The organism is Streptomyces rishiriensis, assembly GCF_003112535.1.
In the GTDB taxonomy this organism is placed as follows: Bacteria; Actinomycetota; Actinomycetes; order Streptomycetales; family Streptomycetaceae; genus Streptomyces; species Streptomyces rishiriensis.
The window spans coordinates 332,879-352,752 of sequence record NZ_BEWA01000005.1 but is presented as its reverse complement, the minus strand read 5'-3'; the positions used below and the strand labels follow the sequence as shown (position 1 = coordinate 352,752).

General features: G+C 73.8%; 12 protein-coding genes. 10 read left to right on the top strand and 2 right to left on the bottom strand.

Annotated elements, in window-relative coordinates:
• Positions 1 to 141 precede the first annotated feature (141 nt).
• The 5 genes from Sri02f_RS09890 to Sri02f_RS09865 all read left to right on the top strand — a co-directional run bounded on the left by Sri02f_RS09890 (position 142) and on the right by Sri02f_RS09865 (position 9,135).
• Positions 142 to 3,189, top strand: a complete 3,048-nt coding sequence (locus Sri02f_RS09890) for an AfsR/SARP family transcriptional regulator (RefSeq protein ID WP_109000708.1) — start codon at positions 142 to 144, stop codon at positions 3,187 to 3,189.
• Complete coding sequence (locus Sri02f_RS42655) at positions 3,179 to 5,845, top strand: AfsR/SARP family transcriptional regulator (RefSeq protein WP_245970579.1); 2,667 nt, start codon at positions 3,179 to 3,181, stop codon at positions 5,843 to 5,845. The genes Sri02f_RS09890 and Sri02f_RS42655 overlap by 11 nt, the downstream gene beginning before the upstream one ends.
• A gap of 93 nt (positions 5,846 to 5,938) precedes the next feature.
• Positions 5,939 to 6,919, top strand: coding sequence for a helix-turn-helix domain-containing protein (locus Sri02f_RS09875; RefSeq protein WP_109000707.1), 981 nt, complete (start codon positions 5,939 to 5,941; stop codon positions 6,917 to 6,919).
• Positions 6,920 to 7,427: 508 nt separating this feature from the next.
• Positions 7,428 to 8,396 carry an alpha/beta hydrolase gene (locus tag Sri02f_RS09870; RefSeq protein WP_109000706.1) on the top strand — a complete coding sequence of 323 codons (969 nt, stop codon included), beginning with the start codon at positions 7,428 to 7,430 and terminating at the stop codon, positions 8,394 to 8,396.
• Between the two features lie 22 nt (positions 8,397 to 8,418).
• The gene (locus tag Sri02f_RS09865; RefSeq protein ID WP_109000705.1) at positions 8,419 to 9,135 is read left to right on the top strand and encodes an alpha/beta fold hydrolase; all 717 of its coding nucleotides are present in this window, start codon (positions 8,419 to 8,421) and stop codon (positions 9,133 to 9,135) included.
• 164 nt (positions 9,136 to 9,299) lie between these two features.
• On the opposite strand, the gene Sri02f_RS09860 is transcribed toward Sri02f_RS09865, so the two are convergent.
• Positions 9,300 to 10,241 (bottom strand): DUF1731 domain-containing protein, encoded by a 942-nt coding sequence (locus tag Sri02f_RS09860; protein WP_109000704.1) that lies wholly within the window; start codon positions 10,239 to 10,241, stop codon positions 9,300 to 9,302.
• 329 nt (positions 10,242 to 10,570) lie between these two features.
• Between Sri02f_RS09860 and Sri02f_RS09855 the strand changes: the two genes are divergently transcribed.
• Entirely contained in the window at positions 10,571 to 12,631 is a 2,061-nt protein-coding gene (locus tag Sri02f_RS09855; protein WP_109000703.1) for a galactose-binding domain-containing protein, read from the top strand.
• Between the two features lie 34 nt (positions 12,632 to 12,665).
• On the top strand, positions 12,666 to 13,307 hold the full coding sequence (locus Sri02f_RS09850) for a TetR/AcrR family transcriptional regulator (RefSeq protein ID WP_109000702.1): 642 nt from the start codon (positions 12,666 to 12,668) through the stop codon (positions 13,305 to 13,307).
• Positions 13,308 to 13,326: 19 nt separating this feature from the next.
• Here the strand turns inward: Sri02f_RS09850 and Sri02f_RS09845 are convergent, their stop codons facing one another.
• On the bottom strand, positions 13,327 to 15,399 hold the full coding sequence (locus tag Sri02f_RS09845; protein ID WP_109000701.1) for a SpoIIE family protein phosphatase: 2,073 nt from the start codon (positions 15,397 to 15,399) through the stop codon (positions 13,327 to 13,329).
• Between the two features lie 140 nt (positions 15,400 to 15,539).
• Here Sri02f_RS09845 and Sri02f_RS09840 point away from each other — a divergent pair, with 140 nt between their 5' ends.
• The 3 genes from Sri02f_RS09840 to Sri02f_RS09830 all read left to right on the top strand — a co-directional run bounded on the left by Sri02f_RS09840 (position 15,540) and on the right by Sri02f_RS09830 (position 19,864).
• Positions 15,540 to 18,002 carry a SpoIIE family protein phosphatase gene (locus Sri02f_RS09840; RefSeq protein ID WP_109000700.1) on the top strand — a complete coding sequence of 821 codons (2,463 nt, stop codon included), beginning with the start codon at positions 15,540 to 15,542 and terminating at the stop codon, positions 18,000 to 18,002.
• A gap of 135 nt (positions 18,003 to 18,137) precedes the next feature.
• Entirely contained in the window at positions 18,138 to 18,941 is an 804-nt protein-coding gene (locus Sri02f_RS09835) for an AfsR/SARP family transcriptional regulator (protein WP_245970578.1), read from the top strand.
• A complete protein-coding gene (locus Sri02f_RS09830) occupies positions 18,938 to 19,864 on the top strand; it encodes an amidohydrolase family protein (protein WP_109001010.1) in 927 nt (308 codons plus the stop codon). Before Sri02f_RS09835 ends, Sri02f_RS09830 begins: the two co-directional genes overlap by 4 nt.
• The last annotated feature ends 10 nt before the right edge of the window (positions 19,865 to 19,874 follow it).

Genomic DNA, 19,874 nt, shown 5'->3' with positions numbered 1-19,874 from the left:
CCGTCCGGCGCACGGCGGGCGCGGGCGGGCTCCGCCACGGCACGGCGCTGAACAGTGGGAACCCCGCGGCCGTAACTCTGGGTAATCCATCCTCTGGCGTAGGGTCGAGGGCGGGGAGGACGAGCCGAAGGGGAGGACGACGTGCCGCTGGAGCCGGTGCGGTTCGCTGTCCTGGGGGACGTACGGGTGCGCCGGGGGGACGCCCTACTGGACCTCGCGGGGCCGCAGGAGCGCGCGTTCGTGGCCCTGCTGCTGGTCGGGGCGGGGCAGCCGATCGCCGTGAGCGAGATCGTCGAGGTCCTCTGGGGGGCGGATCCGCCGCGCAGCGCGGTCAACGTCGTCCGGCGCCATGTCGGTTCGCTGCGCCGGATGCTGGAGCCCGGCCTCGCCGCCCGCGCGGAGGGCCGCTGGCTGGTGCGGGACGCCGGCGGCTACCGGTTGGTGACGGACGGTGACTCCTCGGATCTGCTGAGGTTCCGCGCGCTGCGCGACGAAGCGAACCGGATATCCCGGCGGGCGCCCGAGGAGGCGCTGCAACTCCTCACCGAGGCGCTCGCGTTGTGGCGTGGCCCGGTCGCCGTGGGCATCCCCGAGCGGATCCGCGCGCACGCGGTCTTCGCCTCGGTGGACCGTGAGCGGCTCGCCGCGGTGCGGGAAGCGGCCGACGCCGCGTCGCGTGCCGGGACGCCGGAGGCCGTCCTGCCCGAACTGCGGCAGGCCGCCGCCCGGCATCCGCTGGACGAACCCCTGCAGGCCGGACTGGTCCTCGCGCTGGGGGCGGCGGGGCGCCGGTCGGAGGCGCTCAGGGCGTACGAGTCCGTACGGGCGCGGTTGGCCGAGGGGCTGGGGATCGACCCGGGCGCGGAACTGCGCGAGGCACGCGACGCCGTCCTGCGCGACCCCTCGCCGGCGCCGGCCGACGACCCGCAGAACTCGCAGAACTCGCAGAACCCGCAGAACCCGCAGTTCACGGCCGGCGGGACGGGCACGAAGGGTTCACAGGACGCGAAGGGCCCGCAGGACGCGACGGGCCTGAAGGAAACGATGGGACCACAGGGCCCCGTCGTCCTTCCGGACGCCTCGGACGCCTCGGACGCCTCGGACGCCTCGGACGCTCCCGACGCCTCGGACGCACCTCCGCGCGTCCTCGCCGTGCCCTCCCAACTGCCCCACGACATACCGGCGTTCACCGGGCGGCGGACGGAACTCGACGAGGTTCTCGGGCTGCTCGACGCGGGCGCGTCCCGGCCCGGGACCGTGGTGATCAGCGCCATCGGCGGCATGGCGGGCGTCGGGAAGACCTCCCTGGCCGTGCACTGGGCGCACCGGATCGCCGACCGCTTCCCGGACGGCCGGCTCTACGTCAACCTGCGCGGCTTCGACCCGTCCGGCGCCGTCATGGAACCCGGCGAGGCGGTCCGGGGGTTCCTGGACGCGCTCGGAGTGCCGCCCGAACGCGTCCCGCACGGAGTGGACGCGCAGAGCGCCCTCTACCGCAGTGTGCTGACCGGCCGGAAGGTCCTCGTCGTGCTGGACAACGCGCGCGACACCGACCAGGTGGAGCCGCTGCTGCCCGGCTCGCCGGGCTGTCTCGCCATCGTCACGAGCCGCGACGAACTGTCGGGGCTCGTCGCCGCACACGGTGCCCACTCCCTGACCCTGCGTCCCTTCGACGCCGGCCAGGCGCGGGCCTTCCTGGTCCGCCGGCTGGGAGCCGAGCGGGTGGCCGCCGAACCGGAAGCGGCCGACGAGATCAGCGAACTGTGCGCCGGGCTGCCCCTCGCCCTCGCCTGTGTCGCCGCCCGCGCCGCCGTCCACCCCCACTTCTCGCTCTCCGCCGTCGCCGCCGAACTGCACGAGGCCCACGGCAGCCTCGACGCCTTCGCCCGCGGCGACGCCACCGTGGACGTCGGCACCGTCTTCTCCTGGTCCTCGCGCGCGGTCTCGGCCGAGGCGGCCCGGCTGTTCCGGCTGCTCGCGCTGCATCCCGGCCCCGACTTCACCCTCCCGGCCGCCGCCGCCCTGGCAGGCCTGGCCGTCCGGCGGACCCGTCCGCTGCTGGCCGAACTCACCGCTCTGCACCTCGTCGCCGAACCCACGCCCGCCCGCTACGCCCTCCACGACCTGTTGCGCGCCCACGCCGGCGAACTCGTCCACGAACAGCACACAGGGGCCGACCGGCGCGCGGCGCTCGACCGCCTCTACCACCACTACCTGCACACCGCCCACGCAGCCGACCGGCTCCTCGCCCCCAACGCCGACCCGCTGCCCCCGCCCCCCGCGCCCGACGGCGTGCACCCCGAGCCCCTCGCCGACGACGACCGGGCCCTGGCCTGGCTCACCGCCGAACACACGGTGCTGCTCGCCGTCGTCGACGCGGCCGCCGCGTCCGGGCACCCCGCGCAGGAACGTCTCGCCTGCCAACTGGCCTGGTCCCTGGAGCCGTTCTTCGACCGGCGCGGGCACTGGCACGACGGACTGGCCGTGCAGCGCACCGCGCTCGACGCCGCCCGGCGCATCGCCGACCCCGTGCTGGAGGCCCGAGGCCTGCGCGGGCTGGCCCGGGTGGAAGGCCGGCTCGGACTGCACACACGGTCCGTCCCCCGCCTGGAACAGGCCCTGTCCCTCTTCACCGACCTGGGCGACGACGCCGGCCGCGCCCATACGCACCGCAGCCTCGGCTGGCAGTGCGAGCAACGCGGGGACCTGCCCGGCGCCCTGCGCCACAACCAGCTCGCCCTCGGCCTGTTCCGGGCCCGGGGCGACCGCGCCGCGCAGGCCAGCGTCCTGAACTCCGTCGGCTGGTACCACGCCCTGCTCGGTGAGTACCGGCAGGCCCTGGAGCACTGCTTCGAGGCGCTCGCCATGCTCCAGGAACTCGGCGACCGCTACGGCCAGGCCGCCACCTGGGACAGCATCGCCTACGCCCACCACCGCCTCGGCCGCCATCCGCACGCCCTCCTCGGCTATCGCAACGCCCTCGCCCTGCTGCATGACCTGGGCGTGCCCTACCTGGAGGCGGACATCCTCGTCCGGGTCGGCGAGACCCACGTCGCCACCGGCGACCACGAGGGCGCGCGCGTCGCCTGGCAGGAGGCGCTCATCCTCCTGAGGAGCCTCGGGCACCCCGACGCCGAGCGGGTCGAGGCCCTGCTGACCGCACGGGACGGCCACGCCGGTGCCGGCTGACACCACGCCCCGGCAGGCCGGGGACACGGACGAGGCGACGCGGTTCGCGGTGCTGGGGCCCGTACGGGTGTGGCGGGGCGAACGGGAGCTCGACCCCGGCTTTCCCCAGCAACGTGCCCTGCTCGCGCTGCTCTTGGCGCAGTCGGGTCGCCCCGTGCCGCCCGGCGAGATCCTCGACGTGCTGTGGGGCGAGCGGCCGCCCGTCAGCGCGCCGAACGTGGTGCGGCGTTACGTCGGCGCACTGCGACGGCTGCTGGAACCCGGGCTGGCGCCCCGCGCCCCCGGCCGGCGCCTGCTGCGGCGCACCGGCGGCTACCTGCTGAAGGCGGACACCGACGAGGTCGATCTGCTGCGCTTCCGCGATCTGACCCGGCGCGGCAAGCGGGCGGCGGCCACCGGACGCGCCGAGACGGCGGCCCGACATCTCGTCCTGGCGCTGGGGGAGTGGCGTGGGCCGGTGGCGATGGGGATCCCCGAGTCGGTGCGCGCCCACGTCCACTTCACGGCGCTGCGACGAGAACTCCTGGACACCACGCGGCTGGCGGCCGACGCGGCCCTGCTGTGCGGCCGCGCCGAGCAGGTGCTGCCCGCTCTGCGCCGGGCCGCCGCACACGACCCGCTCGACGAGCCGCTGCACGCCCGGCTCGTGCTGGCCCTGGCCGCCTGCGGCCTGCAGGCGGAGGCACTCGGAGCCTACGACGACGTCCGCCGGCGCCTCACCCGCGACCTGAACGTCGCCCCCGGCCCCGAGCTGACGGCCGCGCACACCCGGGTGCTGCGCCAGGAGGTGGGCCCACTGAGGTCCGGCCCCACGGTGACCCTGGGCCGGCCGGCCGAGATCGTGGAACGGCGCGATCCCGGGCCCGCCGGGGCGAGAACGGCTGCCACGCCAGAAGGCGACGACCGTTGCGCCAACGCCAACGCCAACGCCAACGCCAACGCCAACGGCTACGGCAACAGCGACGGCCCGGGACCGGGACCGGGACCGGAACCGGAACCGGAACGTGAGGCTGCCGGACCTGGGTACGGAGCCCGCTCCGAGCCCGAGCTCGAGCCCGAGCCCGGGCAGGGGGACGGGGTCGGTCGCACGGCCACGGTGGCCGGGGACGCCGATCGCGGGATCGACGGTTCGGGCGGCCCAGGGGGCCGCGAGGCCGGGATCCCGCGACTCGCCGCCTCGCGCCCCGCGGCTTCTTCCCCGGCTTTCCCGGCCTCCCCGACTTTCCCGGCTTCCGGGGCCGCCGCCCTGGGCCCCGTCGCCTTCGGCCGCTCTTCCCGGCCGGGAGGCGACGACGGGCGGGGTGCCGCCGTGCCGGACGACGCCGACCCCCGAGTCGCGCACGCCCGCCGCGCCCACCCGGACGTCACCCACCGCGCCGTCACCCACCGCGACTTCGCCCACGCCGACCAGATCCAGCCGGGCCCCACGCGTCCCCGCTTGGCGTCGGCGCCTGCCGCTGCGCCCGCCTCCCCTCTCGCGCCCCCCGTTCCCCTCGGCCCCCGCGCGCCTGCCGCAGGTGTCGTCGGCCATGCCGGCTCCGGCCCCTCGGTCTCCGCGCCCGCCCGCCCGGCCGTCCCCTGTCCCGCGGTCGCCGGGTTCGGCGGGGCCGCCGGTGCGGAGGGAGGCGTCGGTGGCCTTGCCGTGGGGCTCGCGGGCTCGGTACGGCCCGCCCAGTTGCCTCCGGCGCTCGCCTCGTTCGTGGGGCGAGCGGCCGAGTCGGAGTGGCTGGACGGCGTCGTCGGTTCGGGCGCGGCGGTCGTGTCGGTGGGCGGCATGGCCGGCGTCGGCAAGAGCGCCCTCGTCCTGAGGTGGGCGCACAGGATCGCCGATCGTTTCCCGGACGGGCAGCTGTACGTCCCGTTGCGCGGCTTCGATCGGGCTGGGCCCGCCGTGGATCCCGCCGAGGCGCTGCGCGCGCTGCTGGCGGCGCTCGGGGTCCCCCCGTCGCGCATGCCGTACGGCGTGGACGGCCTGGCCGGCCTGTACCGCACGCTGCTCGTGGGCCGACGCGTCCTCGTGGTCCTGGACGACGCCGCCGACACCGAGCAGGCGCGTGCGCTGCTCCCGGCCGCACCGGGCTGTCTGGCGCTGGTCACCAGCCGTCGGGCCCTTCCGGGGCTGGTCGCCTCCGGGGCACGGGCGCTGTCCCTGGCACCGCTCTGCACCGAGGACGCGCGCGCGTCGCTCGTCGCGCGGATCGGCGTGCAGCGGTCGCAAACCGAGCCCGGAGCCGTCGACGAGATCGTCGCCCGGTGCGGCCGGCTCCCCCTGGCGCTGGCCGCCGTCGCCGCGCGTGCCGCCGGCCGACGGGACTTCCCGCTCGCCGCCCTCGCCGGCGAACTGCGCGCGGCGCACGGCACCTTGGACGCCCTTCCCGTCGTTCGCGCGGCCTTCCTGGACTCCTACCGGCCGCTGGCGCCCGACGCCGCACGGCTGTTGCGTCTGCTGCCGCGACACGGCGACGGGGACCTCACCCCGGCGGCGGGCGCGGCGCTCGCCGGGCTGCCGGTGCGCCGAACCAGGCTGCTCCTCGCGGCCCTCGCCGACGCGTACTTCCTCACCGAGCACGCCCCGGGCCGGTACGCCCTCCACGAGCTCGTGCGGGCGTTCGCCGCGGAGCTCGCCGGCACGGGGGACCTGCCCGACGGTGTGTGAAACGCTTTCACTTCGTTGTCACTCTTTTTGCACACCCGCCGACCTACGGTCCGAACGACATGAGCGACGGTCCCCCGGAGGCAACGGCGGAAGATGCCCACCATCAGTTCCAGCACCTGTGACACTCCCAGCGCCTTCGACCGGCGCACGAGCCGGACGCCCCTCGGCGTCGACATCGTGCGGGACGAGGAGTCGCCCGCCCGGCTGCCCGGCGAGGGGACGCCGGACGCGGCGCACCGGCTGCTCGCCCGTGAGGGCGGCGAGTACCTCTTCGTCGGTCTGCGCGGAGTCGGAGCCGTCGGCCGACCCGCCCTGCGCGCCCCGAGACCGGCCGAATTCACCGAGCCCGTCAGATCCGTCGACCCCGGCCAGTCCGCCGAGTCCGCCGGCCTGTGGCTGGCGCCCGGGGACGTCTGTTTCTACGACGTCCGTCGGGCCCCCGCCCTCGCGTTCCGCGAGCCGTTCCGCGCGACGGTCTTCCTCGTCCCGGCCGCGCTGCTGGACCTGGCGGAGCCCGACGTGCGCAGGATCGTCCGCACGCCCGTCGCCCGCGCGTCCCGGCTCGGCGCCCTGCTGTCGCCGCTGCTGTCGGACCTCGCCAGGGCGGCGGCCGAGGCCCGGCCGCCGGTCGGCGAGATGCTCGCCTGGAACGCGGTGAACCTGCTGTCGACGCTCGCCGCCGAGCAGTTGGGCACGGGTGCGCCGGAGACTCCGGGCGCGCAGCCGCCGGTGCTGGCCAGGATCCTGGAGTACGTCGAACTGCACCTGACGGAGCCGGACCTGTGCCCGGAGGGCATCGCGCGGGCCCACCACATCTCCGTGCGCTATCTGCACAAGCTGTTCAAGGACGAGGGCGCCACCGTGAGCCGGTGGATCCTGCGCCGCCGTCTGGAGGAATGCCGGCGCGACCTGAGGCGGCACGGCCGGGGAAGCAGGACCATCGCGGCGGTGGCCGGCCGGTGGGGGTTCCTGAGCGCCACGCACTTCAGCCGGGTCTTCCGGGCCGCCTACGGCATGTCCCCGCGCGAATGGCGGGACACCGCGGGGCGCGCCACGCGTCCCGTGCCGGGCTGAGCCGCCGCCCCGCGTCCGCGGCCCGCCCGCGCTGGCAGCCGCCGGCCGGGGTTTTCAGCCGTGTCCCGGAAGCGGAAAGCCGCAATCTCCGGCCGTTCTCGATGGGGGGCGGCCGGACCGTGCGGACCGTGCGGAGTTTCCGGATCGCGTCGATGATCGGCGTTTTGCGGGCGCGGCCGCGTGATGCGATCGAAATCCCCGGCGGCTTCTTTCCCGTCGCCGTCCGAGAAGCGTGTTCTCAGGGGGCGCCGGGAAGTCCGCGCACTTCGGAGGGTGCTCCGAGAGGTGACGACGTTCCGGCCACCTGATGGACGGAACGTGAAGAGTCATGTCCGGAGATGCGCCCCGTGATCTTCGCGTGATCTCATCCGATCGCGTCTGATCTCATCTGATCCCCATCTGTGCACTGTCGGAACACCGACCGTGCACGGGTGGACAAAATCAGGTGGCGTGGCAGATTTAGCGTGGCGGGGCAAGACAGCGCACACCGAGAACAGCTGGAGATGCCATGTCCGACGTCGTCGAGCCGGTCACGCCGGTGCTCGAACCGGAGGCCGCGGCGTTCGCCGAGGCGACCGCCAACCCGCCGTACCTCTTCGACCTGCCTCCGGCGGAGGGTCGCAAGGCCGTCGACGAGGTCCAGTCCGGCGAGGTCCACAAGCCCGAGGTCGACGAGGAGTGGATCACCGTCTCCGGGGGTCCCACGGGCAGTGTCCGCGCCCGGATCGTCAAGCCGGCCGGCGCCGAGGGCGTCCTGCCGGTGATCCTGTACATCCACGGCGCGGGCTGGGTGTTCGGCAACGCCCACACCCACGACCGGCTGGTGCGCGAGCTCGCCGTCGGCGCGGACGCCGCGGTCGTCTTCCCCGAGTACGACCTCTCGCCCGAGGCGCGCTACCCGGTCGCCATCGAGCAGAACTTCACGGTCGCCCGGTGGATCGTCGAGCAGGGCGCCTCCAAGGGACTCGACGGGGGCCGGCTGGCCGTGGCCGGCGACTCCGTCGGCGGAAACATGGCAGCCGCCCTCACCCTGATGGCCAAGGAGCGCGGCGGCGTCCCGCTGGTCCAGCAGGTGCTGTTCTACCCGGTGACCGACGCGAGCTTCGACACCGGCTCCTACCGCCAGTTCGCGGAGGGCTACTTCCTGCGCCGCGACGGCATGCAGTGGTTCTGGGACCAGTACACGACCGACGAGGCCGAGCGCGCCCAGATCACCGCCTCCCCGCTGCGCGCCACCGCCGAGCAGCTCGAGGACCTCCCGCCGGCGCTGGTCATCACCGGTGAGGCCGACGTGCTGCGCGACGAGGGCGAGGCGTACGCGAACAAGCTGCGTGCGGCCGGCGTCCCGGTCACCGCGGTGCGGTTCCAGGGGATCATCCACGACTTCGTGATGCTGAACGCCCTGCGCCCGACCTATGCCGCCGAGGCCGCCATCACCCTGGCCGTCGGCACCCTGCGCGACGCCCTGCACGTCTGAGACTCCAGGAGAGAGCACCCTCATGACCACCACCCCCACCGTCGTCCTGGTCCACGGCGCGTTCGCCGACGCGGGCAGCTGGGCCGGCGTCATGGCCGAGCTGCAGGGCCAGGGCGTTCCCGTGATCGCCCCGCCCAACCCGCTGCGCGGTCTCGCCTCGGACGCCGCCTACGTCGCCTCGGTCGCCGCGCAGATCGACGGCCCGGTGATCCTCGTCGGCCACTCCTACGGCGGCGCCCTCATCACCGTGGCCGGCGCCACGGAGAACGTCGTCGGCCTCGTCTACGTCGCCGCCTACGTGCTGGAGGAGGGCGAGAGCCTCGGCGAGCTGCAGGGCCGCTTCCCGCTCTCGCCGCTGGTCAGCAGTCTCAAGGAGTGGACGTACCCGGTGCCGGGCGGCGAGCCGGCCGTCGAGGTCACCATCGCCGAGGACGCCTTCCCGTCGGTGTTCGCAGCCGACGTGCCCGCGGGCGTCACGAAGATCCTCGCCGCGGCGCAGCGCCCGCTGGCCGCCGCCGCGTTCGAGGAGACCGCCGCCGCGGCCGCCTGGAAGACCAAGCCGTCCTGGGCGCTGGTCGCCGGTGCGGACGAGGCGATCAACCCCGAGGTGGAGCGCTTCGGCGCCAAGCGCGCCGGGGCGACGACCGTCGAGCTCGACGGCGCTTCGCACGCCGTGGCCGTGTCGCAGCCGAAGGCCGTCGCCGACCTGATCCTCGACGCGGTGCGCGCGACGAGCTGACGCGTCGCGGCACGACCGCGCGGACGTGACCCCTGTGCACGTCCGCGCGGCCCCGACCGGCCGCCGGGTCACCGGCAGCGTGCGGCCCGTGAGCGCCGTCCGCGATCCCGCCGTCCTCGCACCCGCCCGCGGACGGCGCGGTCCCGGTCCCGCGCGGCCCGTCGTCAGCGTGCGCGCACCCGCCGTACGAGCTCGGCGGCGGCCTGCGGCCATTCGGGGTGCTCGAAGGCGAAGCCGGCGTCGAGCAGCCGGCCCGGGACGACGCGCCGGCTCTTGAGCAGCAACTCGGTGTCCGAGCGCAGGGCGAAAGCGCCGAGCCCGGCCATCCACCTCGTCGCGGGCAGTCCTGCCGGGACGCCCCACGCGCCCCGCAGGGCACGCATGAAGGCGCGGTGCGGCAGGGGCGAGGGGGCGGCGAGGTTCACCGGTCCGTCGAGGTCGTCCCGGGCGATGAGGAACTCGACCGCGCGGACGAAGTCGTGGTCGTGGATCCACGACACGTACTGCGCGCCGCCCGCGACCGGGCCGCCGAGACCGAGCCGCGCCAGCCGCGACAGGACGTCGAACACCCCGCCCCGGTCCGGGCTCATCACCATCGCCGAGCGCAGGGCCGCCTTGCGGGTGAGGGGAGTGTCGGCCCGCTCCTGTTCCCGCTCCCAGGCCCGCGCGATGTCGACGCTGTAACCCCAGTACGCCGGGACGCCGGGCTCCGCGCCGCCGATCACACCGGTGGCCTCGTCGTTGGGGGCGTCGAAGCGGTGCGCGTAGACGGTGGCGGTGCTCATCTGCAGCCAGAGCCTCGGCGGCCGTGCGGCCGCGGCGATCGCCTCGCCCACGACCCGTGCCGAGTCCACCCGCGAGTCCATCATCTCCTTGAGGTTGGCCGGCGTGTAGCGGCAACTGACGCTGCGGCCCGCCAGGTTGACGACGACATCGCTGCCGTCGACCGCCTCGGTCCAGGGCCCGGGCGTCCTGCCGTCCCACGCGATCTCGCCGCGGCCCGCGGGCCGCCTGCTCAGCACCACGACCTCGTGTCCGGCCGCGGTCAGCGCACGGCGCAGCACGGTTCCCACCTGCCCGGTCCCACCGGGCAACACGATCTTCACGAGAAGGTCCCCTCCCTGTCGGAAGTGGACCCTACTCCTTTCTTGAACGTGTTCAAAACTGCTCGCGGACATTGCTCACGTCCGGTGCGCCTCCGTCGCGGCCCGCGCGCCCGGCGCCGGAGCGCCCGGCCGGAACCGGGCAACCGGCAGGCGGGTGAGGGGGTTTGGCCCCCGCCCCGCAGTTATCAGGTCAAGCGTCCCGGACTCTTGACTCGGATCGGGTCTGTCGCGATCCTCGTCCCACTATCTTGCGCCGGTCATGACAACCGTAGGGGCGGTCGGAACGCTCCCGTCGACCGCGCCTTCACCCCGACCGAAGGACGTGGGACGTGACCGTGACCGCACGCCCGTACCGCAGACGCCGAGATGTCACCGTCGTCTCGCTCCTCCTCCTCGTGCTCGCGGCGGTCCTCGGCCCCACGCCGAGCTCGGCGGCCGGTTCGGACTGGTGGACGCCGACGGCCAGGCCGAACCCCGACTCGCAGATCGGCGTCACCGGCGAACCGTTCACCGGGACCGACTCCGCGGGGGACGTACGCGGGTTCGTCGACGCCCACAACCACCTGTTCTCCAACGAGGCCTTCGGCGGGCGGCTGATCTGCGGCAAGGTCTTCTCCGAGGCCGGCGTCGCCGACGCGCTCAAGGACTGTCCCGAGCACTACCCCGACGGCACCCTGGCGATCTTCGACTACATCACCCACGGCGGCGACGGCAAGCACGACCCGGTCGGCTGGCCGACGTTCAAGGACTGGCCGGCCTACGACTCCATGACCCACCAGGCGAACTACTACGCCTGGGTCGAGCGGGCCTGGCGCGGCGGACAGCGGGTGCTCGTCAACGACCTGGTCACCAACGGCATGATCTGCTCCGTCTACCCCTTCAAGGACCGCAGTTGTGACGAGATGACCTCGATCCGGCTGCAGGCGAAGCTGGCCTACGACCTGCAGGCCTATGTCGACAAGCAGTACGGCGGCGCCGGAAAGGGCTGGTTCCGCATCGTCCTCGACAGCGCACAGGCCCGTGACGTCATCAAGCAGGGCAAGCTGGCCGTCGTCCTGGGCGTCGAGACCTCCGAGCCGTTCGGCTGCAAGCAGATCCTCGACATCGCGCAGTGCAGCAAGGCCGACATCGACAAGGGACTGGACGAGCTGTACGCGCTCGGCGTGCGCAGCATGTTCCTCTGCCACAAGTTCGACAACGCGCTGTGCGGCGTCCGCTTCGACGAGGGCGGCCTCGGAACGGCCATCAACGTCGGCCAGTTCCTGTCGACGGGCACCTTCTGGCAGACCGAGAAGTGTACCGGCCCGCAGCACGACAACCCCATCGGCACCGCCGCGTCCGCGGCGGAGTCGGACCTGCCCGCCGGCACCCGCGTCCCGTCCTACGACGCGAACGCGCAGTGCAACACCCGCGGTCTCACCGCGCTCGGCGAGTACGCGGCGCGCGGCATGATGCAACGCAAGATGATGCTGGAGATCGACCACATGAGCGTCAAGGCCGTCGGCCGGGTGCTCGACATCCTCCAGGCCGCGTCCTACCCCGGGGTGATCTCCTCGCACAGCTGGATGGACCTCGACTGGACCGAGCGGGTCTACGGCCTCGGCGGCTTCGTCGCCCAGTACATGCACGGCTCGCAGGGGTTCGTCGCGGAGGCGCAGCGCACCAAGGCGCTGCGGGACAAGTACGGCGTGGGCTACGGCTACGGCACCGACTTCAACGGCATCGGCGACCACCCCGCCCCGCGCGGCGCCGACGCCGCCGACAAGGTGACCTACCCGTTCCGCAGCGCCGACGGCGGCTCGGTGATCGACCGGCTGACGACCGGCACGCGCACCTTCGACATCAACACCGACGGCGCCGCCCACGTCGGCATGATCCCGGACTGGATCGAGGACATCCGCCGCGTCGGCGGCCAGGACGTGGTGAAGGACCTCCTGCGGGGCGCCGAGTCCTACCTCGACACCTGGGGCGCCTCCGAGCGGCACCAGGCAGGGACGAATCTCGCCAAGGGGGCCGCGGCGACGGCCAGTTCGTCGGAGTCCAACCCGTTCACCAGCTACCAGCCGGGCCGGGCGGTGGACGGCGACACGGGCACCCGCTGGGCCAGCGACTGGAGCGACGACCAGTGGCTGAGCGTCGACCTGGGCGGTACCGACCTCGTCAAGCGCGTCACCCTCGACTGGGAGCGCGCGTACGGCAAGGCGTACCGCATCGAGCTCTCCACCGACGGGACGAACTGGCAGACCGTCTGGTCCACCTCGTCGGGCGACGGCGGCCTGGACACGGCCTCCTTCACCGGCACGCCGGCCCGCTACGTCCGGGTGCACGGTCTGAGCCGCGGCACCGACTGGGGATACTCGCTCCACGAGGTGGGCGTCTACAGCAGCTGACGGCCGCCGCCGGACGAACGCGAAGGACACGCTCATGGCACGGATGCCGTCGGCCGAACGGCGCCGGCAGCTGACCGAAGCGGCGATCAGGGCCATGGCCCGGGACGGCGTCGCCAAGACGACGACCCGGGCGATCGCCGCCGAGGCGGGCGTGTCCCTCAGCGTCTTCCACTACTGCTTCGACTCCAAGCAGGCACTGGTGGAGTCCGTCATCACGACCATCACCGACCACTACGTGACGCTGGTCAAGGAGGCGCTGCGGCCCAGGGCGACCCTGGAGGACACCGTCCGGGCCGGCTTCCAGGCGTACTGGGACCATGTGCGCACGCATCCCGACGAGCACATGCTGACCTACGAACTCACCCAGTACGCCCTGCGCCAGCCGGGATTCGAGCACCTGGCGCGCCGTCAGCACGAGATGTACGGCGAGGCCTACACCCACCTCATCGAACAGCTCCGCGCCGGCAGGGATCTCAGACTGCGGGTTCCCGTCACCGTCCTCGCCCGCTACCTGGCGGCCATGACCGACGGTCTGACCCTCAACTACCTCGTGCTCGGCGACGAGGCGGCCTGGACCGGCGTCCTGGACACGGTCACCGCCCACATCGCCTCCCTCGTCATGGCGGACGGCCCGGACGCCGCACCGGGCCCGCCGCCGGACCGGGCCCCCGGGTGAGGGGCCCGCTCCCGTTCCCTCAGGGAACCGTGGCCCGGGCCACGAGCAGGGCGACGTCGTCGTGGTCCTCGGGGTGGCGCAGCCCGTACAGCAGGAGGTCGCAGATCTCCTCCAGCGGACGGTCCGGCTCGTCCAGGAAGCTCAGCAGGACCTCCAACCGGTCGTCGATGGAATGGTGCCGGGTCTCCACGAGGCCGTCCGTGTAGAGGACGAGCAGGTCACCGGGGGAGAGCTCCATCGTGGTGGCCTCGAAGGGCACGCCGCCGACGCCGAGCGGCGCCCCGGAGGGCAGTTCGAGCAGTCTGGGCCGGCGGCCGGGGCGGGCCAGCGCCGGGGGCATGTGCCCGGCGTTGGCCACGAGGCACCGCCCGGACCCGGGGTCGAACACGGCGTACAGACACGTGACGATGTAGTGCTCCAGATCGCAGGTGATCTTGTCCAGGTGCTGGAGCACGGCGGCGGGCTCCAGATCGAGATCGGCGTAGGCGCAGGTGGCCGTCCGCAGCCGGCCCATGGTGGCGGCCGCGTCGATGCCGTTGCCCATCACGTCCCCGACGACCAGCGCCGTCTTGTCGTCGGTCAGGGGGATGACGTCGTACCAGTCGCCGCCGACCTCGCTGGTGGCCTGGGCGGGCTGGTAGCGGGAGGCCAGTTCGAGACCGGTGTGCCGGGGCGCGTGGTCGGGCAGCAGACTGCGCTGGAGGGTGAGCGCGGTGTTGCGCACGCTCTGGAACCAGCGGGCGTTGTCGATGGCCACGGCGGCCCGGCCGGCCAGCTCGGCGGCCAGGATGACGTCGTCCTCGTCGAACGGCAGCGGGTTGCGGGTGCGTTTGAGGTCGAGCGCGCCGAGCACCTCGCCGTGCGCGATCAACGGCACCGCGAGATACGAGTGGACGCCGGCGCGGGCCAGCAGCGCGCCGGCCTCCGCGTCGCGGGCGATCCGGGGCAGGTCGCGGTCGCCGACGTGCTGCACCAGGACCGGGCGGCCGGTGTGCACGCACAGGGTGACCAGCCGGTCCCCCTCGTAGGCCGCGAGGTCGCCCGGGGCGTCGGCGGCCCGCAGCGCCACCGTGGGATGGCCCGCCTTGAGGGCGAGCGCGCGGAACAGCTCCGGACCGTTGTCCGGGCGGCGTGCACGACGGCAGGCCAGAGCGGAGTCCAGGACGTCGACGGCGACCACGTCGGCGAGCTGGGAGACGGCGATCTCGGCCAGTTCGAGAGCGGTCCGCTTCACCTCCAGCGTGGTGCCGACCCTCGTGGAGGCCTCCGCGATGAGGGCCAGGCGGCGGCGGGCCCGGTCGGCCTCGGCGGCCGCGCGGTGCCGTTCGGTGACGTCGACCACCGAGGCCGCCGCGCCCAGCACCCGCCCGCCGGGGTCCTCCAGCCGGTAGAACGACAGGGACCAGGCGTGCTCGTGGCCGGGGTCCGACGGCGGACGGCCCACGTGGTACTGGTCGAGCAGCGGAGTGCCGGTGGTGAGCACCTGACGCAGCGCGGACTCGATGGTGTCGACGTCGGGCAGCAACAGGGTGTCCCTGAGGAGGCGGCCGACGTGGTCCTCGGCGGGAACGCCGTCGATCGTCGCGAGAGCCGGGTTCACCAGGAGGTAGCGCAGGTCGGGGTCGAGCAGGGCCAGCCCGATCGGAGACTGGTTGATCAGCCGCTCGCACAGGGCCAGATCGGTCTCCACGCGCTGCAGCAGGGTGTGGTCGGCGGCGATGCCCAGGGCGTAGACGTCCCCGAGATCGTCCTGCAGCCGCATGTTGCGGAACTCCATCAGGCGGGTGCTGCCGTCCTTGTGCCGGATGGGGAAGGCGCCGGCCCAGCTCCGGCCGGTCTCCAGCACCTCCGCGAACAGCTTCGCCACGGCCTTGAGGTGCTCGGGATGGATGAACAGCCGCGCCGCGTACTTTCCCAGCGCCTCCTGGGCGCTGTAGCCGATGAGGTCCTCGGCCTGCGGGGTCCAGAACACGATGCGCCCGTCGGCGTCGACGACCATCGCGGAGACGCTCAGCACGTCGAGCAGCCCGGTGGGCGGGGGCGTCCGGGGACGGTACACGTCACCGTCGGAGTGAACGGGCTCGGATGTCATCGGATCCTCCTCCCGCCCTTCCATGCTGCTCCCCGTCCGGCGCGGGCGGAAGCCGGGCTGTCCGGCCCGGCCCGCGCCCGCCCGGCGCCGTGCGCATCGGACGGACTGGCAGGACCATGGTCGTGTGGAGGACGGCACCCATGGAATCTGCGCGAGAAGCTTCCGAGGCCCCGACGCCCGCAGGTCCGGGCGATCTCCTGGACGCGTCCACCGACGCAGCGGCGATCCTCTCCGAGGACGGGGTCGTGATCGGCTGGACGCGGCAGGCCGAGGCGCTCCTCGGCCGGGCGGCGCCGGACGTGGTCGGCCGCTCGGCCGCGGAGCTCGTGGCGATGCCCCGCGACCCGGCCCGGGTGGCCGCCGTCGCCGAGCGCTGCCGGGCCGGCATGGGGTGGAGCGGCGTCGTCTCCCTGCGGCACGGCGACCGCCGCGCCCTCGACGCCGACCTGCGGGTGTCCGCGTCCTTCCGGGTCGGCGAGACGGAGTGCTTCCTGGTCTCGGCGCGTGAGCGGAGCCACCGGCGGGCGGTCGGCCAGTCCGTCCTCGACGGGTTCCTGACCCGCTCCCCGGTGGGGATGGCGGTGATGGACCTGGAGCTGCGGTACGTGTGGCTGAACGACACCCTGGAACGCCTCGGCGGCGTGCCCCGCGAACAGCGGCTGGGCCGCCGGCTGAGCGAGCTGCTGCCCGGTCTGCAGGCGGTCGCCCTCGAGAAGCTCATGCGCAAGGTCCTGAAGACCGGCGTCCCGGTCACCGACCACGAGTACCTCGGGTGGAGTTGGGCGGATCCCCACCGCCGGCGCGCCTACTCCACGTCCTTCTTCCCGCTGGAGGGCGCCGACGGCTCCGTCACCGGGGTCTGCTACATGGTCCAGGACGTCACCGAACGCTGGACCGCCCGTCAGCTGTTGTCACTGGTCAACGAGGCGGGCACCCGCGTCGGCACCACGTTGGACGTGATGCGGACGGCGCAGGAACTCGCCGACTTCTGCGTCCCGCGCTTCGCGGACTTCGTCATCGTCGACCTCCTGGAGCCCGTCCTCAGCACGGAGGGGCACGGCACCTGGCTGACCGACGCCGGGCCGCCCCCCGACCGGCCGGTGATGCGCCGGGCCGGGATGACCTCGGTGCGCGAGGGCTGCCCGGAGGCCGTCGCACGGGTCGGGGACACCGTGGACTTCGTCCCCCCGCCGTACGGCGCGAACCTGCTCATCGACGGCGAGCCGATCCTCATCCCGGTGCTCGACGGGGCCGACGAGCTGTGGACCTCCGAACAGCCCGAGAGAGCGGCGAACATCGAGGCGTTCGGTCTGCACTCCCTCATCTCCGTGCCGCTGCGGGCCCGCAACACCGCCCTGGGCCTCGCCACGTTCGTCCGGTCGCTCAATCCCGTCTCGTTCCAGCCCGACGACGTGCTGCTGGCCCGCGAGCTGGTGGCGCGGGCGGCGCTGTGCGTCGACAACGCCCGCCGGTACACCAGGGAGCACACCGCGGCCGTCACCCTGCAGCGCAGTCTGCTCCCGCACGCCCTGGTCGGCGGCACGGCGCTGGAGGTGGCCTCCTCCTACCTCCCGGCCGACCCCACGGACGGGGTGGGCGGCGACTGGTTCGACGTGATCCCGCTGTCCGGGGCGCGCGTGGGTCTCGTCGTCGGCGACGTGGTGGGGCACGGGATCGCCGCCGCGGCCAGCATGGGACGGCTGCGCACCGCGGTGCAGACCCTCGCCGACATGGAGATGCCCCCGGACGAGCTGCTCGCCCACCTCGACGATCTGGTCCTGCGGCTGAGCGCGGAGCGCACCGACGACACCGCCGCCCCGCAGGGCTCGACCGGCTTCCTCGGGGCGACCTGCCTGTACGCCGTCTACGACCCGGTCACCCGGAGGTGCACGATGGCCCGCGCCGGGCATCCGCCCCCGGTCGTCGTCTCCCCCGACGGGCGCGTGTCCTACCCCGAGCCGCCCGCCGGACCGCCCCTCGGACTCGGCGGCATGGCCTTCGAGGCCGCCGAGATCGAACTCCCCGAGAAGAGTCTGATCGGCCTCTACACCAACGGCCTCATCGGCGGCGCCGACCAGGACATGGAACACGGCATGGCCCTGCTCGGCGAGGCGCTCGCCGGATCCCACGCCGACCTGGACGTCCTGTGCGCCTCCGCGGTGCGCCGGCTGGTGCCCGTGCCCCAGTCCGACGACATCGCCCTGCTGCTGGCCCGCACGCACGCCCTGGGCCCCGACCGCGTCGTCTCCTGGGACGTGCCCGCCGACCCTGCCGCCGTCGCCGACGTCCGGGCCCGCGCGACCCGGCAGGTGGAGGCCTGGGGGCTGGCCGACCTGGCCACGACGTCCGAACTCATCGTGAGCGAGCTGGTGACCAACGCGGTCCGCTACGCCACCCCGCCGATCCGTCTGCGCCTGCTCTGCGACGCGCGTCTGACCTGCGAGGTCGCCGACGCCAGCAGCACGGCTCCCCGGCTGCGCCACGCCCGGATCACCGACGAGGGGGGCCGCGGCCTCTTCCTGGTGGCCCAGCTCGCCCACCGGTGGGGAGCCCGCTACACCGCCGACGGAAAGATCATCTGGGCCGAGCAGGAGATCCCCTGAGCCAACGGGGACCGGGAACCCGGAACCGCCGGAAGGAGTTGCCGTGCCCGGGTGAGGGACCGAGACTGGTGACGGAGGCCTCCTCGACCCACGTCGCACGCCGCCCGCCGTCGGCGCAACACCACGGAGGACCAGTTGGCGTCTGCGCCCCGGTTGCGGTTGCTCGGCGGGTTCCGGCTGGAACTCGCCGGCGAGACCGTCGAACCGTGCCGCAACGGCCAGCGTCTCCTGGCCTTCACGGGACTGCGCCGGAGGGCCACCCGCACCGTCCTCGCCGGCACACTGTGGCCCGAGGTCACCGAGGAGCACGCCCGGGGCAGTCTGCGCACCGCCCTGTGGAAGCTGCCGCGCGCGGAGCCGCCCCTGATCGCCTGCCGCGGAGACTCGCTCCAGATCGCCCCGGACCTGCTGGTGGACGTCCACCTCCTCACCCGCACGGCGCTCGCCGTGGTGCGGGGCTGCGGTCCGGCGCACGACGCCCTGTCCCCGCCGGACCCGCTGCTCGGCGACGACCTGCTGCCGGGCTGGGACGAGGAGTGGGTCCTCGTGGAGCGCGAACGCCTGCGGCAGCTGCGGCTGCACGCGCTCGACACGCTGGCCGAGGCGCTGATCCGGCAGGACAGACCCGCCCTGGCCCTGGAAGCGGCCTGGGTGAGCGTGCGCGCCGAGCCGCTGCGGGAGAGCGCCCACCGGGCCGTCGTCTCGGCGCATCTCGCGGAGGGCAACCCCAGCGAGGCGATACGCCACTACTGCGCGTTCCGCCGTCTGCTGCACGAGGAGCTGGGCGTCGAGCCCTCGCCCCGGTTCACCGGCATGCTGCCCGAACGGCTGCCCACGCGGCACATGGCGCCCGGCGCCGCCCGTGACGCGTTCCTCACCGGTCCTTCGTGCGGGGGAGTGGACCCGCCACCTCGCCCGGGCCGATCGTGGACGCCATGAACGATCACCGCACGCCCCCCGCAGACCCCGCATCCGAGCGCTCCGCCGGTGAGGAGGCGGCCGAGGTCCGCCGGTTCTGGGGCCGGCTCGGCCTGCCCGGCCTGGTCGACGTCCACACGCACTTCATGCCCGAACGCGTCCTGCGCAAGGTGTGGGAGTACTTCGACGCGCTGGGACCGCTGACCGGCGGCCTCTCCTGGCCGATCACCTACCGCCAGGAGGAGGCGGAACGGGCCGGTCTGCTGGGCGAGTTCGGTGTGCGGGCGTTCACCTCGATGCTCTACCCGCACAAGCCGGGCATGGCCCGCTGGCTCAACGGCTGGGCGGCCGACTTCGCCCGCCGCACCCCCGGCTGCCTGCACACCGCCACCCTCTACCCCGAGCCGGGCGTCGAGACCTACGTCCGCGAGGCCGTCGAGGCGGGCGCGCGCGTCTTCAAGGCGCATGTGCAGGTGGGCGCGTACGACCCGGCCGGCGAACTCCTCGACCCGGCCTGGGGGTTGCTGGCCGAGGCGGGGATCCCCGTCGTGATCCACTGCGGCTCCGGCCCCGCGCCCGGCAAGCACACCGGCCCGGAGCCGATCGCACAGGTGCTGGCGCGGCACCCCCGACTGCGCCTGATCGTCGCCCACATGGGGATGCCCGAGTACGAGGAGTTCCTCGATCTCGCCGAGCGGTACGCGGAGGTGCGTCTGGACACGACCATGACCTTCACCGACTTCGCCGAGAGGCTCTCGCCGTTCCCCACCGGGGCGCTGCCCAGGCTGACCGCGCTCGGCGACCGCATCCTGCTCGGATCCGACTTCCCCAACATCCCCTACCCGTACGTCCGGCAGCTCCAGGCCCTGGAGCGGCTGGACCTCGGACAGGAGTGGCTGCGGGCGGTGTGCCACGACAACGGGGCCCGGCTCTTCGGCCTGTGAGCGGCCGGCC

Coding starts and splice junctions, on each gene's coding strand:
- Sri02f_RS09875 (WP_109000707.1), top strand. CDS start 5,939: ATGCCCACCATCAGTTCCAGCACCTGTGACACTCCCAGCGCCTTCGAC.
- Sri02f_RS09870 (WP_109000706.1), top strand. CDS start 7,428: ATGTCCGACGTCGTCGAGCCGGTCACGCCGGTGCTCGAACCGGAGGCC.
- Sri02f_RS09865 (WP_109000705.1), top strand. CDS start 8,419: ATGACCACCACCCCCACCGTCGTCCTGGTCCACGGCGCGTTCGCCGAC.
- Sri02f_RS09850 (WP_109000702.1), top strand. CDS start 12,666: ATGGCACGGATGCCGTCGGCCGAACGGCGCCGGCAGCTGACCGAAGCG.
- Sri02f_RS09845 (WP_109000701.1), bottom strand. CDS start 15,399: ATGACATCCGAGCCCGTTCACTCCGACGGTGACGTGTACCGTCCCCGG.
- Sri02f_RS09840 (WP_109000700.1), top strand. CDS start 15,540: ATGGAATCTGCGCGAGAAGCTTCCGAGGCCCCGACGCCCGCAGGTCCG.
- Sri02f_RS09830 (WP_109001010.1), top strand. CDS start 18,938: ATGAACGATCACCGCACGCCCCCCGCAGACCCCGCATCCGAGCGCTCC.